Genomic DNA, 18,280 nt, shown 5'->3' with positions numbered 1-18,280 from the left:
AAACCTCCACGCTTTGCAGACATGGAGGTACGAAAAGTACAGCAAGATGCTACACTATATATATTCGTATTACCTCGGCGGGAAATTAAGCTATTAAAGCCCCTGCTGTCTACGGTATAAATGTTAAATTTATTTTGCAACAGAATGTATTCTATCAGATACATTTCTGATTGTCAACTTATTATTTTACAGCTACAGATGAAGGATCTACTTTGATACCAGGAGCCATCGTTGAAGTAATTGTTACATTCTTCATGTATGTTCCTTTAGCTGCTGCTGGTTTCACTTTCATCATTGTATCGAAAATTGTGTTGAAGTTTTCAACTAATTTTTCGTTTTCGAATGATACTTTACCGATTGGCACGTGAATGTTACCAGCTTTATCAACGCGGTATTCTACTTTACCAGCTTTGATTTCTGTGATCGCTTTCGTTACATCGAATGTAACTGTTCCTGTTTTAGGATTTGGCATTAAACCTTTAGGTCCAAGCACGCGACCAAGTTTACCAACTTCACCCATCATGTCAGGAGTAGCAACAATTACATCAAATTCGAACCAACCTTGTTGGATTTTGTTGATGTAATCAGCATCACCAACATAGTCAGCCCCCGCTGCTTCTGCTTCTTTCGCTTTTTCACCTTTAGCAAATACTAAAACTTTTTGAGTTTTACCAGTTCCGTTTGGAAGAACAACTGCTCCACGGATTTGTTGGTCTGCTTTCTTAGGGTCAACACCTAAACGGAAAGCAACCTCTACTGTTGCATCGAATTTTGCGAAGTTTGTTTTCTTCACTAACTCAACTGCTTCTTCAATTGCATATGCTGTTGAACGGTCAACAAGCTTTGTTGCTTCTTGAAACTTTTTACCTTTTTTAGCCATTATTAAAAATCCTCCTTATGTGGTTTTAGCGGAATAACCTCCCACGAATAAAGGTTGCGAGTGAAGTATATTTAACTACATCCACATCGCAACCCTTGAACAACAACTTCAACTAGACTAATAATTAGTCTTCGATCACAATACCCATGCTGCGGGCAGTACCTTCAACCATGCGCATAGCTGCTTCAACGCTAGCTGCATTTAGGTCAGGCATTTTTGTTTCAGCGATTTCGCGAACTTTATCGCGTTTCACTGTTGCCACTTTATTGCGGTTTGGTTCACCAGAACCAGACTCGATACCTGCTGCTTTCTTAAGAAGTACAGCAGCTGGCGGAGTTTTTGTGATAAATGTAAATGAACGGTCTTCAAATACCGAAATTTCAACCGGAATGATTAAACCAGCTTGATCCGCAGTACGAGCATTGAATTCTTTACAGAATCCCATGATGTTAACACCAGCTTGACCAAGTGCAGGACCTACCGGTGGCGCAGGATTAGCTTTACCTGCAGGGATTTGCAACTTAACAACTTTAATAACTTTTTTAGCCACGAGACACACCTCCTTAAGTCCGTGATGTGGTATTTGGGGATCTTCCCCTCCCACTCAAATAATATCTTTATTTCAAATAAAGATGATCAATTAAAATTAGTCTCAAATTCCGAGACATACCGACTTAAAAATATTATCATTTTTCATTTAACATTTCAAGCAGTTTTCATTTTAATTTATTTACTTGGTCAAAATCAAGCTCAACAGGCGTTTCTCGACCAAACATATTGACGAGCACTCTTAGTTTAGCTTTGTCATAATCAATCTCTTCAACTGTACCTTCAAATTCAGCAAATGGACCTTCATTGACGATGACAGTTTCGTTGATTTCAAAGTCTACTTCTTTTCGTTTTTCATCCATACCCATTTGCTTTAAGATGTTTGTTACTTCATCCGGCAATAACGGCGTCGGTTTTGAGCCATGACCCGCAGATCCAACGAAACCTGTTACTCCAGGTGTATTCCGAACGACATACCAAGAATCATCAGTCATAACAATTTCTACTAGAACATATCCAGGAAATACTTTTCTTTTCGTTACTTTTTTCTTACCGTTTTTAATATCCGTTTCTTCCTCTTCAGGAACGATGACACGGAAAATTTTATCTTGCATAGCCATCGACTCTACACGCTTTTCAAGATTCGCTTTTACTTTATTTTCATATCCAGAATATGTGTGAACAACATACCAATTCTTCTCCATTGAAAGGGACTAAGCGTCCTTCCCTCCTTTATTTGTTAAAAGCAAATTAAAAAACCCGTTGAAGCGGGCTTTTTTATTGTCTCTATGATGTTTCATTATACCATATAAAAAAACAGTATATTCAAGCCTTAATAATAAATCAGCCAATTACTTTGACGTCGCCCAGTTAATAACAGCGGAAATACCTTGGTCAACAGCTAAAAAGAAAAGGGCAAGAAAAACAACTGTTGTGATAACAGTGATCGTATAGCTTGTTAATTCTTTTTTCTTTGGCCAACTTACTTTTCGCATTTCGGAATTTACATTGCGAAAAAATTGTGTAATGTTAGACATTTCTAGAACCTCCGTATGATGACTTGCACACCGGTTCTTTACTTCGTTTGCTTATGAACGGTATGCTTGTTGCAAGTGTTGCAAAACTTTTTGACTTCTAATCGTCCATCGCCCGTTGCTTTCCCTTGAGTGGAATAATTTCTTGATCCACACTCCGAGCAAGCTAAAATTAATTTATTTGCCATTATGAAATCACCTTCTCTATCTCAATTGTAAAAAATATCATTGTTATAGAAACTAGTCAAGTGATTCCCTACATTGTAATCTCTTTAAATTCCAGGTAACGTTCTAGTTTTCGTTTCACCCGTTGAAGCGCATTATCAATCGATTTCACATGACGATTTAGCTCTTCTGATATCTCCTGATAGGATTGCCCATCTAAATACAACGCTAATACTTTTCTTTCTAAATCGCTCAACAACTCGTTCATCTTATCCTCAATGCTATTGAATTGCTCTCGATTAATAATCAATTCTTCCGGGTTCATCGCTTTTGCTCCCGTAATCACATCCATCAATGTGCGATCTGACTCTTCGTCATAGATCGGCTTATCCAGTGATACGTAAGAGTTAAGCGGAATGTGCTTTTGTCTAGTGGCTGTCTTAATAGCTGTAATAATCTGTCTTGTAATGCATAGTTCAGCAAAAGCTTTAAAGGTGGTTAACTTGTCCTCTTTATAGTCACGAATGGCTTTGTATAGACCGATCATTCCCTCTTGAACAATATCCTCCCGATCCGCTCCAATTAAAAAATAAGAGCGCGCCTTTGCTCGCACAAAATTTCTGTATTTGTGGATCAAGTAATCTAGAGCATCACTGTCCCCGTTATGAACAAGTTCTATGAGTTGCTCGTCATTAAGCGTTTCTAGTGCTAAACCATTTGAACGTTTCACGCCCACACACATCCCTTCCGCTTGCAAAAACATAGACTAGCAATATTATACAGTACCGTTTTTTTGAACGTCAACTACTCATTTCTGTCCACGACGCCACTTTTCAAAAATTTCTGCCACTTCATCACTAAGCTGGATTTTCGCACTCGGCCGCTTTTCTTCAATTTTCTTCATGCTGCTTCCGATCTTTTTGCTCACTGACTTCACTTCTGTAAGTAACTCTCTCGCCGAAACACGTAAAGCTCCTTGAGCGAAAATGACCCACTGCTCTGTGAAATCGGAAGTGGCAACTGAAATTTGATTTTTTATATGATTCAGCTCAATGGCCAACTTTTCAATGCGCTCATCTGCTGTTTCATTTTCTTTTGTGAAAATCACTTCTACTTTTGAGTCCCGGTACTTCTTTTCTGTGCCTTTAACAAAATGCGCGTCAAACACAATGATCACTCGACTACCCGTAAACCCTCGGTATTCAGCCATCCGCTCGATCAACCGATCACGAGCGGATGCAAGGTCATGCTGCTTCAGTTCTCGAAGTTCCGGCCAATCCCCTATAATGTTGTATCCATCAACAATCAGGATGTTCATCTGTTACTCCCCTAGAGGATGGCGTCTTCGATAAACCTCATACATGAGTAATCCTGCGGCAACAGAAGCATTTAAAGATGTAACACGGCCAGCCATTGGTAGCTGAATGAGAAAATCACACTTTTCTTTCACAAGACGGCTAACTCCTTTGCCCTCGCTGCCAATCACTAACCCTAAAGGCATCGTCCCATCAAAATTGCGATAATCATCGGCGCCTTTAGCGTCCGTACCTGCAATCCATAGCCCACGCTCTTTCAATTCCTCCATCGTTCGCGATAAATTGGTCACACGTACGACTGGAATGTATTCGATTGCCCCCGTGGAGGCTTTCGCTACAGCTGCCGTCAAGCCGACTGCGCGACGCTTCGGAATAATGATACCGTGAGCTCCTACCGCATCAGCTGTACGCATAATCGAACCGAGATTGTGTGGATCTTCAATCTCATCAAGCAATAGAAAGAACGGCGCTTCTCCACTTTTTTCTGCTTTCGCAAAGAGATCATCAAGCTCCGCATAGTTGTAAGCAGCAACTGATGCTACTACTCCTTGATGATTCTCATCACTCATTTGATCGACTTTTTGTTTAGGAACAAATTGGACAAGCACATTTTGCTCTTTCGCCATTTTCATAATTTGCTGCATCGGCCCCTTTTGAGCGCCTTCTGCAATCCAAATTTTATTAATTTCACGATCAGAGCGTAACGCCTCTAATACAGGGTTTCTACCCGCGATAAATTCTTTCGACATATATTTTTCCTCCTCTCCTTAAACTTCCTGATTTAGACAATATTCGATAATTTCGACAAGACGATCATCTTGGCCGGTTAAAAAGAGGGAGCCAAGAAGAGCTTCGAACGCCGTGCTATACCGATATGTCTGTATATCTGTATTTTTTGGCACGGTTCCTGATTTGGCATTACGCCCTCTTCGAACAATCGCTAACTCTTCTTCTGTTAACCTTTCCTCTTCGATCATTTGAAATAACACTTTCGCCTGTGCTTTTGCCGACACATATTTGGTCGCTTGTTTATGCAATAATTGCGGCTTTACCTTGCCCAGTTCGAGAAGGTGACGTCGCACATATACCTCATATATACCATCCCCCATATAGGCAAGGGCCAAACTATTCATTTGCTTAGCATCTTTCAATGGTGCGAACTCTAGCATATTTATCCTCTTTTCCAGCGGATGCCTTGCGGCGTATCTTCTACAATAATGTTCATTTCCTTCAACTTATCACGAATCTCATCAGCTAATTGGAAATTACGTTCTTTTCTCGCTTGAACCCGCTGTTGAATTAGTCCATCGATTTCCTCATCAAGCAGCCCTTTTTCCTCTTCAAGAGTTAAACCGAGAATGAAGAATAAGTCTTCAAATTCTTTTAAGAAAGCGTCGATCACTTCTGTCGACGTATGTTTTTCCATTAAGTAATAGTTCGCCTGTTTCGACAAATCAAATAAAACAGAAATCGCATTCGCTGTATTAAAGTCATCATCCATTTCTTGTGTAAACACTTGATGAACCTCTTGAATTTTGGCAAACCAATTTTCATTGCCTTCAGTCAAATTGGTGCTCGCTTGCTTACGATGTTTTAAATTTTCATAGGCCGTTTTTAAACGATCAAGAGACGTTTTCGCTTGTTCAAGCAGCTCTTGATTATAGTTAATTGGATGACGATAATGAACGGATAACATGAAAAAGCGTAACACTTGCGGATCGATTTGTTGAATAATGTCGTGAACCAGCACAAAATTCCCGAGAGATTTCGACATTTTCTCATTATCAATGTTAATATATCCGTTATGCATCCAGTAACGAGCAAATGGTTTTCCTGTTAATGCTTCCGACTGAGCGATTTCATTCTCATGATGCGGAAACGCTAAATCTTGTCCACCTGCATGTATATCTATTGTATCACCTAAATACTTTCTCGCCATTGCCGAGCACTCAATATGCCAACCTGGACGACCTTTCCCCCATGGACTTTCCCAGTAAATTTCGCCTTCTTTCGCCGCTTTCCACAGAACGAAATCAAGTGCTTCTTCTTTCTTTTCGCCAACGTCGATGCGTGCACCCACTTTTAGTTCATCGACCGATTGCTGTGACAGTTTTCCGTAACCATCAAATTTTCTTGTACGGTAATACACATCACCGGCTGACTCATAGGCAAACCCTTTTTCAATCAATTGCTCAATAAACTCAATAATTAATTCGATATTTTCCGTCACACGCGGATGCACATCTGCCTTTTGGCAACCTAGTGCTCCTGTATCTTCAAAGTACGCTTTAATAAATCGTTCCGCGATCGCTGGCACTTCTTCACCAAGTTCGTTGGCCGCTTTAATTAATTTATCATCGACATCTGTGAAATTAGAAACAAACGTCACATCGTAGCCGCGATATTGTAAATAACGTCGAACTGTGTCAAATACAATCGCTGGGCGAGCGTTACCGATGTGAATATAGTTGTATACGGTTGGACCGCATACATACATTTTTATCTTTCCTTCTTCTAAAGGAATCAACTCTTCTTTCTTACGTGTTAAAGTGTTATACAGACGAATGGTCATTTTGATATTCTCCCTTCCGTAGCTCGTTAAGTTCTTGTTTTAGCTGAGTTATTTCTTTTTCCATTATTTGAAGTCGGTCAGCCACTGGATCAGGTAAATCCCGATGATTTAAATCTTTCGTGATCTTTTTACCATCACGAATGACGATTTTCCCTGGAATTCCAACCACTGTCGAATCCGGTGGTACATCCTTTAATACGACAGAACCCGCTCCTATTTTCGAGTTCTCACTAACGGTAATCGAACCGAGCACTTTGGCTCCCGTCGCAATCAACACATGATCTTTCACTGTCGGATGCCGCTTTCCTTTCTCTTTCCCGGTTCCTCCAAGTGTCACTCCTTGATAAATCGTGACATCATTACCAATCTCACACGTTTCACCAATGACCACTCCCATGCCATGATCAATAAATAGCCGACGGCCAATTTGAGCGCCTGGATGGATTTCGATCCCGGTAAAGAAACGGCTGATTTGTGAGATTAGACGAGCGATGAAATAGAACTTTCTTTTATAAAAGGCATGCGCCAGACGATGTCCCCAAATGGCGTGTAACCCAGAGTAAGTTAACACAACTTCTATATAACTGCGCGCCGCTGGGTCCTGTTCAAATATCGTATCGATGTCTTCTTTTAATACTTTAAACACGCTCTTTCCTCCTCTCACCCTGTTGATTTCCGATTCAAAAGCAAAACAAAAACGCCTCTGATTTGACAGAGACGTTTGATTTACGCGGTTCCACTCTGTTTGAGAAATAGGCATACCTATCTCCCCAACTTCAAACTGTTAACGGGAGTTCCCGCTGTCGCTTACTGTTAATTCAGCCACAGGCTCAGAGGGGCACTTCAATAATCGAGTCACTTAAATCGCTCGCAGCCGGTGACGATTCTCTCTGGAAAGCTTCGATTACCTACTTTTCCTCTTCAACGCTTTGTATCGAGTTTTATCTAACTATAATATATTACATTTGAACGAAAATGTTAATCGATAATCTGTTGTAGACGTTCTTTCACTGTTTCTTTCCCGATCAACTCAATGGCTTTCGGTAAGTCTGGACCATGTGTTTGCCCCGTTACCGCTGCACGAATTGGCATAAATAACTTTTTACCTTTATGCCCCGTTTCCTTTTGAACAGCTTTCATCGCTTTTTTAATTTCTTCTGCTTCAAATGCTTCTAACTCATCCACTTTAGCCAAGAAAGAAGTCATTACTTCACGTACTTGCTCTTCTTGAAGAACTTCTTTCGCTTCTTCTTCAAAAGTGAGTTCCTTTTTAAAGAATAGCTCAGATAATTCGACAATCTCTGCTCCGTAGCTCATTTTTTCTTGGAAAAGAGCAATCAGTTGCTTCGTCCACTCAAGCTGATCCGCAGATGGATTTTCATCGATACGACCCGCTTTAATTAAATGTGGAAGAGCGAGTTCAACTACTCTTTCAACGTCTACTTTTTTCATGTATTGATTATTCATCCACTGCAATTTTTGTTGATCAAATAAAGCAGGGGATTTCGATAAACGGTCAGCTGTAAAGATTTCGATACATTCCTCTTTGGAAAAGATCTCTTCTTCCCCTTCTGGAGACCAGCCAAGCAACGTAATGAAATTGAACAGCGCTTCCGGCAAATAGCCAAGTTCTTTATATTGTTCAATAAATTGAATAATCGATTCATCCCGTTTACTTAACTTTCTACGGCTTTCGTTCACAATTAACGTCATGTGTCCGAAAACAGGAGGCTCCCAACCTAAAGCTTGATAAATAACCAATTGTTTTGGTGTGTTTGAAATATGGTCATCTCCACGCAGAACGTGAGACATTTCCATTAAATGATCATCGATCGCAACAGCAAAGTTATACGTTGGCGTTCCATCTTGCTTCACAATGACATAGTCAGAAATGCCATCCGACTCAAAAGACACTTCGCCTTTCACCATATCGTTAAATGATAGAATCTCGCCTTTTGGTACTTTAATACGGATGCTCGGTGTGCGACCTTCCGCTTCTAACTTCGCTTGTTCTTCCGCTGTTAAATGACGGCACTTTCCAGAATATCCTGGCATATCTTTCCCTGCCGCTTGTTGAGCTTCACGTTCCGCTTCTAGCTCTTCCGACGTACAATAGCATTTATAAGCTTTGCCTTCTTCTAATAATTGATCATAATATTTTTTATAAATATCATTGCGTTCAGATTGACGATATGGGCCATATTCTCCACCAACATCGACACCTTCATCCCAATCAATACCGAGCCAGCGTAAGTAAGTTAATTGACTTTCTTCGCCACCTTCAATATTTCGCTTTTGATCGGTGTCTTCAATCCGAATAATAAATTTTCCGCCTTTATTGCGGGCATATAAATAGTTAAACAGCGCTGTACGTGCATTCCCAATATGTAAGTGACCTGTCGGGCTTGGCGCATACCGCACGCGAATGTCATTGGCCATGCTGTTTCCTCCTCGATTTTCCCTAAAATAATTATTTTTCTATTTTACCACTGTTGCTAATTAGAAGAAAGATGGTTACACCGTAGGCTTAACTAAAAGAACCGTCGCTTGTGAAGCAATCCCTTCTTCTCTACCAACAAAGCCTAGTTTCTCCGTTGTGGTTGCCTTCACATTCACCTGTGTAGCCTCTGCTTCTAAAAGCTCGGCAATTCGATTGCGCATCTTTTCTATATGTGGAGCCATTTTCGGCTGTTGCGCCATGATCGTACAATCTATATTACCTAAAACGTAACCTTTTTCTTTAACTAACTTCCAAACATGCTGTAGTAAAACAGCGGAGTCCGCATCTTTAAACGCCGGATCAGTATCTGGGAAATGCTTACCGATGTCTCCTTCGCCAACCGCCCCAAGGCAAGCATCGGCGATCGTGTGTAGTAAAACATCTGCATCAGAATGTCCGAGCAATCCTTTTTCATATGGAATCTCAATTCCTCCAATAATTAACGGACGTCCTTCCGTTAATTGATGAACGTCAAAGCCTTGTCCAATACGAAACATGATTCCGCCTCCTTTATTTTCTTTTTTGAATAATTGCCTCAGCGAAGACTAAGTCCTCCGGCGTTGTCAATTTAATATTATCATAGTCACCTGCTACAATTTGAACAGGAACGTTCATTCTTTCGATCAAAGAAGCGTCATCGGTTCCTAAAAAGCCATCCTTTTCTGCTTGTTCGTGTGCTTGAAGTAAAGAAGACAAGCGAAAAGCTTGTGGTGTTTGTACCGCCCACAAGCTAGAACGCTCGACTGTCTCAACAACAGTCCCATCGTGTACACGCTTAATTGTATCTTTCACAGGAACAGCAGCAATCGCCGCTCCTGATATGTTTGCTTGCTCAACTAATTGATCGATCATCTTGCTCGTCATAAATGGACGAGCACCATCGTGAACAAGAACAATGTCGGCGTGCTCAAGCTGCTTTAAGCCGCTATATACACTTTGCTGCCGCTCTTCTCCACCCGTTACGAGTTTGTAAACTTTTGACACATTATACTCAGTGATCAAATGAGTAAATAGCGGCTTCTCCTCTTCTTTAACAGCCAGAACTATACCATCACAAGCTGGGTCCTTTTCAAATACTTCTAATGTATGAATAATGACCGGGCGGTCTTGTAACGAAAGTAGCAGCTTGTTACGATCTGCTTTCATCCGCTTTCCTTGACCTGCTGCCGGAATCACTACTTGATACGCCATCCTTCGATTCCCCTTTAAAGCGCTTTTTCAATCATTTTCGGTTTAGCAAAAATCATTCGTCCCGCTGATGTTTGTAGCACACTTGTTACTACTACATCGATATGCTTGCCAATATAGTCTCGCCCTTCTTCTACAACGATCATCGTACCATCGTCCAAATAGGCAATCCCCTGCTTCTGCTCTTTCCCATCCTTAATGACAAGCACATGCATTTCCTCGCCAGGAATGACTAAAGGCTTGACCGCGTTGGCTAAATCGTTAATATTCAACACTTGGACTTTTTGGAGCTCACACACTTTGTTTAAATTAAAATCATTCGTCACAACGATTCCGTTCATTTCTTTCGCTAGCTTTACAAGCTTGCTATCGACTTCTTGAATATCTTCAAAATCTCGCTCAATAATCTCCACATCAACCGGGATATCTTTTTGAATACGATTTAAAATATCTAACCCTCTTCGTCCTTTCGTTCGCTTCAACGTGTCAGAAGAGTCCGCAATATGCTGTAACTCCTCAAGGACAAATTGAGGAATGATCATACATCCTTCCAAAAATCCCGTTTGACAAATATCTGCAATCCGCCCATCAATAATCACGCTTGTATCTAAAATTTTATAAAGCCGCTTCGGTACTACTGGCTCCTCAGCAACTTCTTTTTTCTTTGCACCTTTATTGATCGAGAAAAGGCTAATAATCTCATCTCGCTTTTTAAGACCTACTTGAAATCCTAAATAACCAAGTAATATCGTTAAGAGAATCGGTACTACCGTATCCACGAGTGGAATTTCAACAGAATAGAGGGCATTCCCCGCCAAGAAAGCTACAATTAACCCTAAAATCAAACCTAAACTTCCAGAAAGAATGTCCGTCAATGGAGCAGTAACAATACGATCTTCTAACCATTTCACAAAGTGAACGATATGATCAATGGCCCAAAAAGTTAGCACATAGAAAAGCACTGCTCCTAATATAGCTGCCGCATACGAGTTATTAATTAAGTGCACTTGATCTAATTTAATTAATTGTAATAAGTCCGGAATCAAAATAATACCTAGTGTACCACCTAAAATAATAAACCCCGCCTGTACAAGACGTTTTAACATCCTACTTTCACCTCCTCATATTATTATAAACACTTTTTTCCACTTAAAACCGTTTTTTTGAAAAAACTATTTTTATTTATTTTTATAAATCTTAAAATAGTTATTTACCAAAAATAATTTTGAGAGCTTCGTTAACGGTAGAGACTGCCGCTATTTCTACGCCTTCAGGTACTTTCCATCCACCTAGGTTATTAGCTGGTACAATAATTCGAGTAAACCCTAGCTTAGCGGCTTCAGAGACTCGCTGTTCAATTCTTGATACTCTCCTCACTTCACCTGTCAATCCAACCTCTCCAATAATACAATCAGTCGGATTTGTTGGCTGATCACGAAAGCTTGAAGCAATGCTCACAGCAATCGCTAGATCAATCGCTGGTTCATCTAATTTTACCCCACCAGCCACTTTTAAATACGCATCTTGATTCTGCAACAATAAGCCCACTCGCTTTTCAAGTACCGCCATTAAAAGTGTCACACGGTTATGATCCATGCCTGTTGCCATTCGACGAGGGTTTCCGAACACAGTGGGTGATATGAGTGCTTGGATTTCAACAAGAACGGGGCGTGTTCCTTCCATTGAGGCAACAACAGTGGAGCCAGATGTACCTTGAGAACGTTCTTCTAAAAAAATTTCCGATGGATTCGCTACTTCTTCTAGTCCATCTTCCTTCATTTCAAAAATACCCATTTCATTTGTAGAACCAAAACGATTTTTGACTGCTCGCAAAATTCGGTACGTGTGATGACGTTCTCCTTCAAAATATAACACAGTGTCAACCATATGTTCCAACAATCGAGGCCCGGCAATCGAACCTTCTTTTGTCACATGCCCGACAATAAAGATCGCAATCCCATTCATTTTGGCAATTCGCATCAATTCAGCTGTACATTCACGAACTTGGGACACACTTCCTGGAGCAGACGTCACTTCAGGGTGGTACACCGTCTGGATAGAATCAATGATCACAAAGGATGGTGCTAACTCTTCAATCGCCGAATGAATAAGCTGCAAATTCGTTTCGGAATAGATGAATAGATTATCATCCTTCACCGCTAGTCGATCCGCTCGTAATTTCGTCTGCTTAATCGATTCCTCACCAGAAATATATAACACTTTACTTGCTTTAGCACTCAGCTGTGAAGAAACTTGTAATAACAACGTCGATTTCCCGATTCCTGGATCTCCTCCAATTAAGACGAGCGACCCTGGTACAACACCGCCACCTAGCACTCGGTTAAATTCCTGTAAATCCGTTGTCACCCTTGGCTCTTGGACTGTTTCTACTGCTGACAACTTAGCCGGCTTTGTAGAAACCGTTGTTTCTGAATGCATAAATGTCCGCTTTGGCGTACCAGTAATCGATACTTCTTCAACCATTTGGTTCCACTGACTACAACCAGGGCATCTTCCCATCCATTTCGGTGACTCATAGCCACATGACTGACAAATAAATTTTGTTTTCTTCTTCGCCATATCTTGTTCCTTTCTAATATTACCTTATATTCATCAAATTTAAAAAAAGGATGCACTATGAATTCTTGTTGTGCATCCTTTCCTCTTAATTAAAAAGCGGATGGTTCCTTTATTTTCACGACAAATTCATTATTATCAACATCGACGATCACATGTTGACCCGTTAATACTTTTCCTTTTAATAACTCTTCGGATAAGCGATCTTCCACTTGCTTTTGCAACGCACGACGCAGCGGACGAGCTCCGTACTCTGGATCGTACCCTTCATCGGCAATTTTTTCTTTCGCCTGATCGGTTAGCTCAACGATAATATCTTGCTCCTTCAAGCGACTCGTTAACTGATCAGACATCAATGTTACAATTTCTTTCAAATGCTTTTTCTCTAAAGCATGGAACACAATAATTTCATCAATCCGGTTAAGGAATTCTGGTCGGAAGGCACGTTTTAACTCTTCCATCACTTTGCCCTTCATATCTTTGAAATCTTGCTCTCCATCTTGAATATTAAAGCCTACATATTTATTGCGTTTCAGTGATTGAGCTCCTACATTGGACGTCATAATCAGTACCGTGTTACGGAAGTCTACTGTGCGTCCCTTAGAATCTGTTAAACGACCGTCCTCAAGCACTTGCAATAAAATATTAAATACATCTGGATGCGCTTTTTCGATTTCGTCTAATAAAACAACGGAGTATGGTTTGCGACGAACTTTTTCCGTTAGCTGGCCGCCTTCTTCATAACCGACATACCCAGGAGGTGAACCAACCAAACGAGATGTTGAGTGTTTTTCCATGTATTCAGACATATCAATGCGAATCATCGCATCCTCATCACCGAACATTGATTCAGCTAACGCTTTTGCTAGTTCCGTTTTACCGACACCCGTTGGTCCTAAGAAAATAAATGAACCAATTGGTCGCTTCGGATCTTTCAAACCAGCTCTTGCACGACGAACTGCTTTAGAAACAGCTTTCACTGCTTCTTCCTGTCCGATCAGACGAGAGTGTAGAATTTCTTCTAAGTTTAACAGTTTTTCTGTTTCTGTTTGAGCAAGTTTAGAAACTGGAATGCCGGTCCAGCTAGAGACAACAATCGCAATATCTTCAACGGTCACTTCACTGTTTTCTTTTCCTTGCTTTTCTTTCCAACTGTTTTTCGTACGCTCTAGCTCTTCACGAAGTTTTTGCTCTGAATCGCGCAAAGATGCCGCTTTTTCAAACTCTTGACTTTGGACAGCTGCATCTTTTTCGTTTCGAATACTCTCTAACTTCACTTCCAATTCTTTTAAATTTGGAGGTGTTGTAAAGGAGCGTAATCGAACTTTAGAACCCGCCTCATCAATTAAGTCAATCGCTTTATCTGGAAGAAAGCGATCTGAAATATATCGATCCGACATTTTTACAGCCGCTTCAATCGCTTCATCCGTGATGGATACACGGTGATGCGCTTCATAGCGATCTCGTAATCCTTTTAAAATCTGAATGGATTCGTCTAATGTTGGTTCGTCTACTTGAATCGGTTGGAAACGACGCTCAAGCGCAGCATCTTTTTCGATATATTTCCGATACTCATCTAGTGTAGTTGCACCAATACATTGCAGTTCCCCGCGAGCTAAAGATGGTTTTAAAATGTTAGAAGCGTCAATCGCGCCTTCTGCTCCACCTGCACCAATGAGTGTATGCAATTCATCAATGAATAAAATGATATTTCCTGCCTGACGAATTTCATCCATTACTTTCTTTAAACGATCTTCGAATTCGCCGCGATATTTCGTACCAGCCACAACCGTCCCCATATCTAATGTCATAACTCGCTTATTACGGAGAGTTTCCGGCACTTCATTATTAATAATTTGCTGAGCTAAACCTTCTGCAATAGCTGTTTTCCCGACGCCTGGCTCACCAATTAACACCGGGTTATTTTTCGTTCTTCTACTTAACACTTCAATAACTCGTTGAATTTCTTTACTACGGCCAATAACGGGATCTAGGCTACCTTCTCTCGCGATCACCGTTAAGTCTCGTGCTAGACTATCAAGCGTCGGCGTATTCACACTAGATGCTGCTCCCCCTTGATGTCCATTAGCTTCATTGCTGCCTAATAATTGAAGAACTTGCTGACGAGCCTTATTTAAGCTTACCCCTAAATTACTGAGAACTCGCGCCGCCACGCCTTCTCCTTCTCGAATCAACCCGAGCAGAATATGTTCTGTTCCGACATAAGAGTGACCTAGCTTTCTTGCCTCATCCATTGATAATTCAGTTACTTTTTTTGCACGAGGAGTGTAATGGACTGTTTGTGCGCTTCCTTCTCCTCGACCAATCAATTTCTCCACTTCTTGCTGGATTTTCTCCGAGCTAAGTCCAAGCCCGTACAAAGCTTTTGCCGCAATTCCTTCTCCTTCTCGCACTAATCCTAAAAGAATATGCTCTGTTCCTATATTGCTATGCCCAAGACGAATTGCTTCATCCTGTGCTAGTGCTAAAACCTTCTGAGCTCTTTCAGTAAATCGACCGAACATCATGTCCATCCATCTCCTTTACATCAACAGTTTTCTTCCATTTTGAGCCGCTCGCGAATAAGAGCCGCTCGTCTAATATCTCTTTCTTCTGGATGAAGAACTTCACCAGCATACTGTTGTAAAAATCCCGGTTGTGTTAAAATCATTAACTCATTTAAAATGCTTTTTGAAATGTGTTTAATATATCCAATATCAATTCCAAGTCTCACATCGGAAAGACATTGAGCTGCTTCCTTTGTTTCAATAATTCGCGCATTCGTTAAAACGCCATATGAACGAAAAACTCTATCTTCCAAACGGATAGCAGAAGTACTCATTAACATTTCTCTTGCCGAGTGTTCTTGTGCAATTAGTTGATGAACTACACTCAATAAGTCTTCCACAATATCAGCTTCAGATTTCCCAAGTGTAAGTTGGTTAGAAATTTGAAATATATTCCCTAACACTTCGCTACCCTCACCATAAATTCCTCTAACAACTAATCCCAATTGATTAATTGCCGGAATAACTCGATTAATCTGTTGGGTTAATACTAAACCAGGAAGATGCATCATCACGGATGCTCTTAATCCCGTTCCAACATTCGTTGGGCAACTCGTTAAATAACCTCTTTGTTCATCAAAAGCAAACTGCACTTGCTCTTCAATCGCATCATCAATTGCATTCGCTTTTTCTAACGTTTCTTTTAATTGTAACCCAGGTGACAAGCATTGAATTCGAATATGATCTTCCTCATTAATCATGACGCTAATATCTTCCACTTCAGAGAGGAGAACCGCCCCATAAGGAGAGGAATCTGCTAGTAGAGGGCTTATTAAGTGCTTCTCTACTAATACTCTTTTTTGCAAGGAAGACAACTCTTTCATTGTAAGTAGCTCGACAGGAGAATAAGATTGTACAGCCTTAGTAATCTCTTCTGTCATTTCCACTGCTTCTTCAGCTGTTGAAAAAACAGGAAATTTATATTGTGCCAAATTCCTAGCTAAACGAATTCTAGAACTTAACACAATATCAGATTGAGGGCCTTCACTGCTCATCCATGAGCTAGCAGCCTGATTAATAAATCTTTCTAGAGACATGAAGACTCTCCTCCTTCAAAATGTAAATTTTTTTCGAGGGAGCGAATTTTGTCTCTTAGTTCAGCTGCCTGCTCAAACTCTTCGTGCATAATTAACTGTTGAAGTTCCTCTTTAAGAACTCCTATTTCTTTTTTCAATTGAAGAGTTCCGCCTGCTCTTTGTGGAATCTTCCCTACATGCACATTATTACCATTTTGAAGCCTTTTTAAAATGGGATCTAATTGCTCACTAAACGCTTCATAACAATGAGGACACCCAAACTTACCCATATTAACGAATTGCTGAAAGGTTACTTGACAATGATCACATTTCAATGGCTTTTGTTGTGGATATTGAGCGGGCTTTGATGAAAAAAGAGAATCGAGATTAAACAAGCCGCTAAGCAAATTGTTGATAGAAAATTGAGGATGACCACTGAGCATATATTGTTCTCCTCTTTCCCGTGCACACCTTTCACATAAATACAGTCCTGTTTTTTCGCCATTTATTGTTTTAGTAACATGCAAGTTAGCTGGACTTTCTTTACATTCTTGGCAAATCAAAAGAGATCCCTCCTTTTATTTGTATTTCAATGCCATTAACATAGCTATGATCATTCTTGCCCTGAGTTCATCTCGACTAGGAAGTTCTATATCCAAAACAGAGCGATCCGTCACACTTATCATTATTTTTGCTTCTCGATTTGAAATCACTTCTTCTTCTACTAAGCGAGAAAGAATATCATCAGCATTCGCCTGTGAAATCCGCTTCCCAACAAGTGCAATTATCTGATCAATTAAATCCTGTTGATCATGAACTTGCACTTTAATAATTCGAATGTATCCTCCACCCCCTCTTTTACTTTCAACAATATACCCTCTTTCAATGGTAAAACGAGTATTAATGACGTAATTAATTTGCGAAGGGACGCATTGGAACTTATCAGCAATTTCATTTCTTTTTATTTCTACTATTTCGCTACCGCTTGTTTTCAACACTCTTTTCAAATAATCCTCAATGATATCAGATATATTTCGCACCAATACCTCCTCCATTTCTGACTTTGACTATATTTGACGTTAATTATACATGATGAAGTTTGTTTATGGCAATTTATATGTATAGATTAGCATGAACCAATTTATATTTTCCCATACTAAAAAAAGAACAGCATAAGCTGTTCTTTTGGTTGGTGCCTGGCAACGTCCTACTCTCACAGGGGGAACCCCCCAACTACCATCGGCGCTGAAGAGCTTAACTTCCGTGTTCGGTATGGGAACGGGTGTGACCTCTTCGCTATCGCCACCAGACTATAAAGTTTGAAAGAGTTGTTCTTTCAAAACTGGATAATAAGTATTGTAACCTTGCAAATCGCCTATTGGTGTATCTATTTCTAGCTCCGGCTCCTAGACATTCGAGTCAAATAACCTGCCGCTTACAAGACTAACGTCTTTCCAGCGTCAGAACATTTGCTTGTCATGTCTGAACAGTCGCCTCTGCTTTATTGGTTAAGTCCTCGATCGATTAGTATTCGTCAGCTCCACGTGTCGCCACGCTTCCACCTCGAACCTATCTACCTGATCATCTTTCAGGGATCTTACTAGCTTGCGCTATGGGAAATCTCATCTTGAGGGGGGCTTCATGCTTAGATGCTTTCAGCACTTATCCCGTCCGCACATAGCTACCCAGCGATGCCTTTGGCAAGACAACTGGTACACCAGCGGTGCGTCCATCCCGGTCCTCTCGTACTAAGGACAGCTCCTCTCAAATTTCCTGCGCCCGCGACGGATAGGGACCGAACTGTCTCACGACGTTCTGAACCCAGCTCGCGTACCGCTTTAATGGGCGAACAGCCCAACCCTTGGGACCGACTACAGCCCCAGGATGCGATGAGCCGACATCGAGGTGCCAAACCT

The 18,280-nt window shown here is 40.7% G+C and carries 20 protein-coding genes, 2 rRNA genes and 2 other annotated features (2 of these 24 cut by a window edge); all 22 genes read right to left on the bottom strand.

All coding sequences use genetic code 11. The features are described from left to right. Positions 1-133 (bottom strand) — a sequence feature (ribosomal protein L10 leader region); it reaches 13 nt to the left of the window's first position. A gap of 48 nt (positions 134-181) precedes the next feature. Then, complete coding sequence (rplA, locus tag ACSVDJ_RS00620; protein ID WP_439170772.1) at positions 182-880, bottom strand: 50S ribosomal protein L1; 699 nt, start codon at positions 878-880, stop codon at positions 182-184. A 124-nt stretch (positions 881-1,004) separates the two neighbouring features. After that, positions 1,005-1,430 carry a 50S ribosomal protein L11 gene (gene rplK / locus ACSVDJ_RS00615; RefSeq protein ID WP_041101809.1) on the bottom strand — a complete coding sequence of 142 codons (426 nt, stop codon included), beginning with the start codon at positions 1,428-1,430 and terminating at the stop codon, positions 1,005-1,007. 166 nt (positions 1,431-1,596) lie between these two features. Beyond that, a complete protein-coding gene (gene nusG / locus ACSVDJ_RS00610) occupies positions 1,597-2,133 on the bottom strand; it encodes a transcription termination/antitermination protein NusG (protein WP_439170770.1) in 537 nt (178 codons plus the stop codon). 147 nt (positions 2,134-2,280) lie between these two features. Next, on the bottom strand, positions 2,281-2,466 hold the full coding sequence (secE, locus tag ACSVDJ_RS00605) for a preprotein translocase subunit SecE (protein ID WP_439170769.1): 186 nt from the start codon (positions 2,464-2,466) through the stop codon (positions 2,281-2,283). A 38-nt stretch (positions 2,467-2,504) separates the two neighbouring features. Beyond that, on the bottom strand, positions 2,505-2,651 hold the full coding sequence (gene rpmG / locus ACSVDJ_RS00600) for a 50S ribosomal protein L33 (protein WP_439170768.1): 147 nt from the start codon (positions 2,649-2,651) through the stop codon (positions 2,505-2,507). A gap of 68 nt (positions 2,652-2,719) precedes the next feature. Next, entirely contained in the window at positions 2,720-3,370 is a 651-nt protein-coding gene (gene sigH / locus ACSVDJ_RS00595) for an RNA polymerase sporulation sigma factor SigH (protein ID WP_518620569.1), read from the bottom strand. 66 nt (positions 3,371-3,436) lie between these two features. Then, a complete protein-coding gene (locus ACSVDJ_RS00590; protein WP_439170764.1) occupies positions 3,437-3,946 on the bottom strand; it encodes an NYN domain-containing protein in 510 nt (169 codons plus the stop codon). A gap of 3 nt (positions 3,947-3,949) precedes the next feature. Beyond that, positions 3,950-4,693 carry a 23S rRNA (guanosine(2251)-2'-O)-methyltransferase RlmB gene (gene rlmB / locus ACSVDJ_RS00585; RefSeq protein WP_439170762.1) on the bottom strand — a complete coding sequence of 248 codons (744 nt, stop codon included), beginning with the start codon at positions 4,691-4,693 and terminating at the stop codon, positions 3,950-3,952. An 18-nt stretch (positions 4,694-4,711) separates the two neighbouring features. Continuing rightward, entirely contained in the window at positions 4,712-5,113 is a 402-nt protein-coding gene (locus ACSVDJ_RS00580; RefSeq protein ID WP_439170760.1) for a Mini-ribonuclease 3, read from the bottom strand. A gap of 2 nt (positions 5,114-5,115) precedes the next feature. Further along, positions 5,116-6,516 carry a cysteine--tRNA ligase gene (gene cysS, locus ACSVDJ_RS00575; protein ID WP_439170759.1) on the bottom strand — a complete coding sequence of 467 codons (1,401 nt, stop codon included), beginning with the start codon at positions 6,514-6,516 and terminating at the stop codon, positions 5,116-5,118. Continuing rightward, entirely contained in the window at positions 6,497-7,162 is a 666-nt protein-coding gene (gene cysE, locus ACSVDJ_RS00570; protein ID WP_439170757.1) for a serine O-acetyltransferase, read from the bottom strand. The genes cysS and cysE overlap by 20 nt, the downstream gene beginning before the upstream one ends. Positions 7,163-7,226: 64 nt before the next feature. Beyond that, positions 7,227-7,450, bottom strand: a binding site (T-box leader). 44 nt (positions 7,451-7,494) lie between these two features. After that, positions 7,495-8,955, bottom strand: coding sequence for a glutamate--tRNA ligase (gene gltX / locus ACSVDJ_RS00565; RefSeq protein WP_439170755.1), 1,461 nt, complete (start codon positions 8,953-8,955; stop codon positions 7,495-7,497). Between the two features lie 75 nt (positions 8,956-9,030). Next, entirely contained in the window at positions 9,031-9,513 is a 483-nt protein-coding gene (ispF, locus tag ACSVDJ_RS00560; RefSeq protein WP_439170753.1) for a 2-C-methyl-D-erythritol 2,4-cyclodiphosphate synthase, read from the bottom strand. Positions 9,514-9,526: 13 nt separating this feature from the next. Then, entirely contained in the window at positions 9,527-10,207 is a 681-nt protein-coding gene (ispD, locus tag ACSVDJ_RS00555) for a 2-C-methyl-D-erythritol 4-phosphate cytidylyltransferase (protein WP_439170752.1), read from the bottom strand. Between the two features lie 14 nt (positions 10,208-10,221). Next, entirely contained in the window at positions 10,222-11,310 is a 1,089-nt protein-coding gene (locus ACSVDJ_RS00550) for a PIN/TRAM domain-containing protein (protein ID WP_439170751.1), read from the bottom strand. 100 nt (positions 11,311-11,410) lie between these two features. Then, positions 11,411-12,784 (bottom strand): DNA repair protein RadA, encoded by a 1,374-nt coding sequence (gene radA / locus ACSVDJ_RS00545; RefSeq protein WP_439170750.1) that lies wholly within the window; start codon positions 12,782-12,784, stop codon positions 11,411-11,413. Positions 12,785-12,873: 89 nt separating this feature from the next. Further along, complete coding sequence (clpC, locus tag ACSVDJ_RS00540) at positions 12,874-15,309, bottom strand: ATP-dependent protease ATP-binding subunit ClpC (protein WP_100404170.1); 2,436 nt, start codon at positions 15,307-15,309, stop codon at positions 12,874-12,876. 20 nt (positions 15,310-15,329) lie between these two features. Then, positions 15,330-16,385 carry a protein-arginine kinase McsB gene (gene mcsB, locus ACSVDJ_RS00535; RefSeq protein ID WP_439170749.1) on the bottom strand — a complete coding sequence of 352 codons (1,056 nt, stop codon included), beginning with the start codon at positions 16,383-16,385 and terminating at the stop codon, positions 15,330-15,332. Further along, the gene (gene mcsA / locus ACSVDJ_RS00530; protein ID WP_439170748.1) at positions 16,376-16,927 is read right to left on the bottom strand and encodes a protein-arginine kinase activator protein McsA; all 552 of its coding nucleotides are present in this window, start codon (positions 16,925-16,927) and stop codon (positions 16,376-16,378) included. The genes mcsB and mcsA overlap by 10 nt, the downstream gene beginning before the upstream one ends. 15 nt (positions 16,928-16,942) lie before the next feature. Further along, complete coding sequence (locus ACSVDJ_RS00525; protein WP_439170746.1) at positions 16,943-17,404, bottom strand: CtsR family transcriptional regulator; 462 nt, start codon at positions 17,402-17,404, stop codon at positions 16,943-16,945. Between the two features lie 154 nt (positions 17,405-17,558). Then, positions 17,559-17,674 (bottom strand): 5S ribosomal RNA (gene rrf, locus ACSVDJ_RS00520). 194 nt (positions 17,675-17,868) lie between these two features. Further along, positions 17,869-18,280: ribosomal RNA gene (locus tag ACSVDJ_RS00515) — 23S ribosomal RNA — on the bottom strand; it runs 2,521 nt beyond the window's last position.

Origin of the sequence: Bacillus sp. Hm123, from assembly GCF_051842975.2 — a bacterium.
Lineage (GTDB): Bacteria > Bacillota > Bacilli > Bacillales > Domibacillaceae > Bacillus_CE.
Note: the sequence above shows the minus strand (reverse complement) of the source record. Positions and strands in the feature narration are given on the sequence as shown.

What these genes read in the sequence shown, in the direction of transcription:
- rplA (WP_439170772.1), bottom strand. Translation starts at nt 880, where the DNA reads ATGGCTAAAAAAGGTAAAAAGTTTCAAGAAGCAACAAAGCTTGTTGAC.
- nusG (WP_439170770.1), bottom strand. Translation starts at nt 2,133, where the DNA reads ATGGAGAAGAATTGGTATGTTGTTCACACATATTCTGGATATGAAAAT.
- secE (WP_439170769.1), bottom strand. Translation starts at nt 2,466, where the DNA reads ATGTCTAACATTACACAATTTTTTCGCAATGTAAATTCCGAAATGCGA.
- rpmG (WP_439170768.1), bottom strand. Translation starts at nt 2,651, where the DNA reads ATGGCAAATAAATTAATTTTAGCTTGCTCGGAGTGTGGATCAAGAAAT.
- sigH (WP_518620569.1), bottom strand. Translation starts at nt 3,370, where the DNA reads ATGTGTGTGGGCGTGAAACGTTCAAATGGTTTAGCACTAGAAACGCTT.
- ACSVDJ_RS00590 (WP_439170764.1), bottom strand. Translation starts at nt 3,946, where the DNA reads ATGAACATCCTGATTGTTGATGGATACAACATTATAGGGGATTGGCCG.
- rlmB (WP_439170762.1), bottom strand. Translation starts at nt 4,693, where the DNA reads ATGTCGAAAGAATTTATCGCGGGTAGAAACCCTGTATTAGAGGCGTTA.
- ACSVDJ_RS00580 (WP_439170760.1), bottom strand. Translation starts at nt 5,113, where the DNA reads ATGCTAGAGTTCGCACCATTGAAAGATGCTAAGCAAATGAATAGTTTG.
- cysS (WP_439170759.1), bottom strand. Translation starts at nt 6,516, where the DNA reads ATGACCATTCGTCTGTATAACACTTTAACACGTAAGAAAGAAGAGTTG.
- gltX (WP_439170755.1), bottom strand. Translation starts at nt 8,955, where the DNA reads ATGGCCAATGACATTCGCGTGCGGTATGCGCCAAGCCCGACAGGTCAC.
- ispF (WP_439170753.1), bottom strand. Translation starts at nt 9,513, where the DNA reads ATGTTTCGTATTGGACAAGGCTTTGACGTTCATCAATTAACGGAAGGA.
- ispD (WP_439170752.1), bottom strand. Translation starts at nt 10,207, where the DNA reads ATGGCGTATCAAGTAGTGATTCCGGCAGCAGGTCAAGGAAAGCGGATG.
- ACSVDJ_RS00550 (WP_439170751.1), bottom strand. Translation starts at nt 11,310, where the DNA reads ATGTTAAAACGTCTTGTACAGGCGGGGTTTATTATTTTAGGTGGTACA.
- radA (WP_439170750.1), bottom strand. Translation starts at nt 12,784, where the DNA reads ATGGCGAAGAAGAAAACAAAATTTATTTGTCAGTCATGTGGCTATGAG.
- clpC (WP_100404170.1), bottom strand. Translation starts at nt 15,309, where the DNA reads ATGATGTTCGGTCGATTTACTGAAAGAGCTCAGAAGGTTTTAGCACTA.
- mcsB (WP_439170749.1), bottom strand. Translation starts at nt 16,385, where the DNA reads ATGTCTCTAGAAAGATTTATTAATCAGGCTGCTAGCTCATGGATGAGC.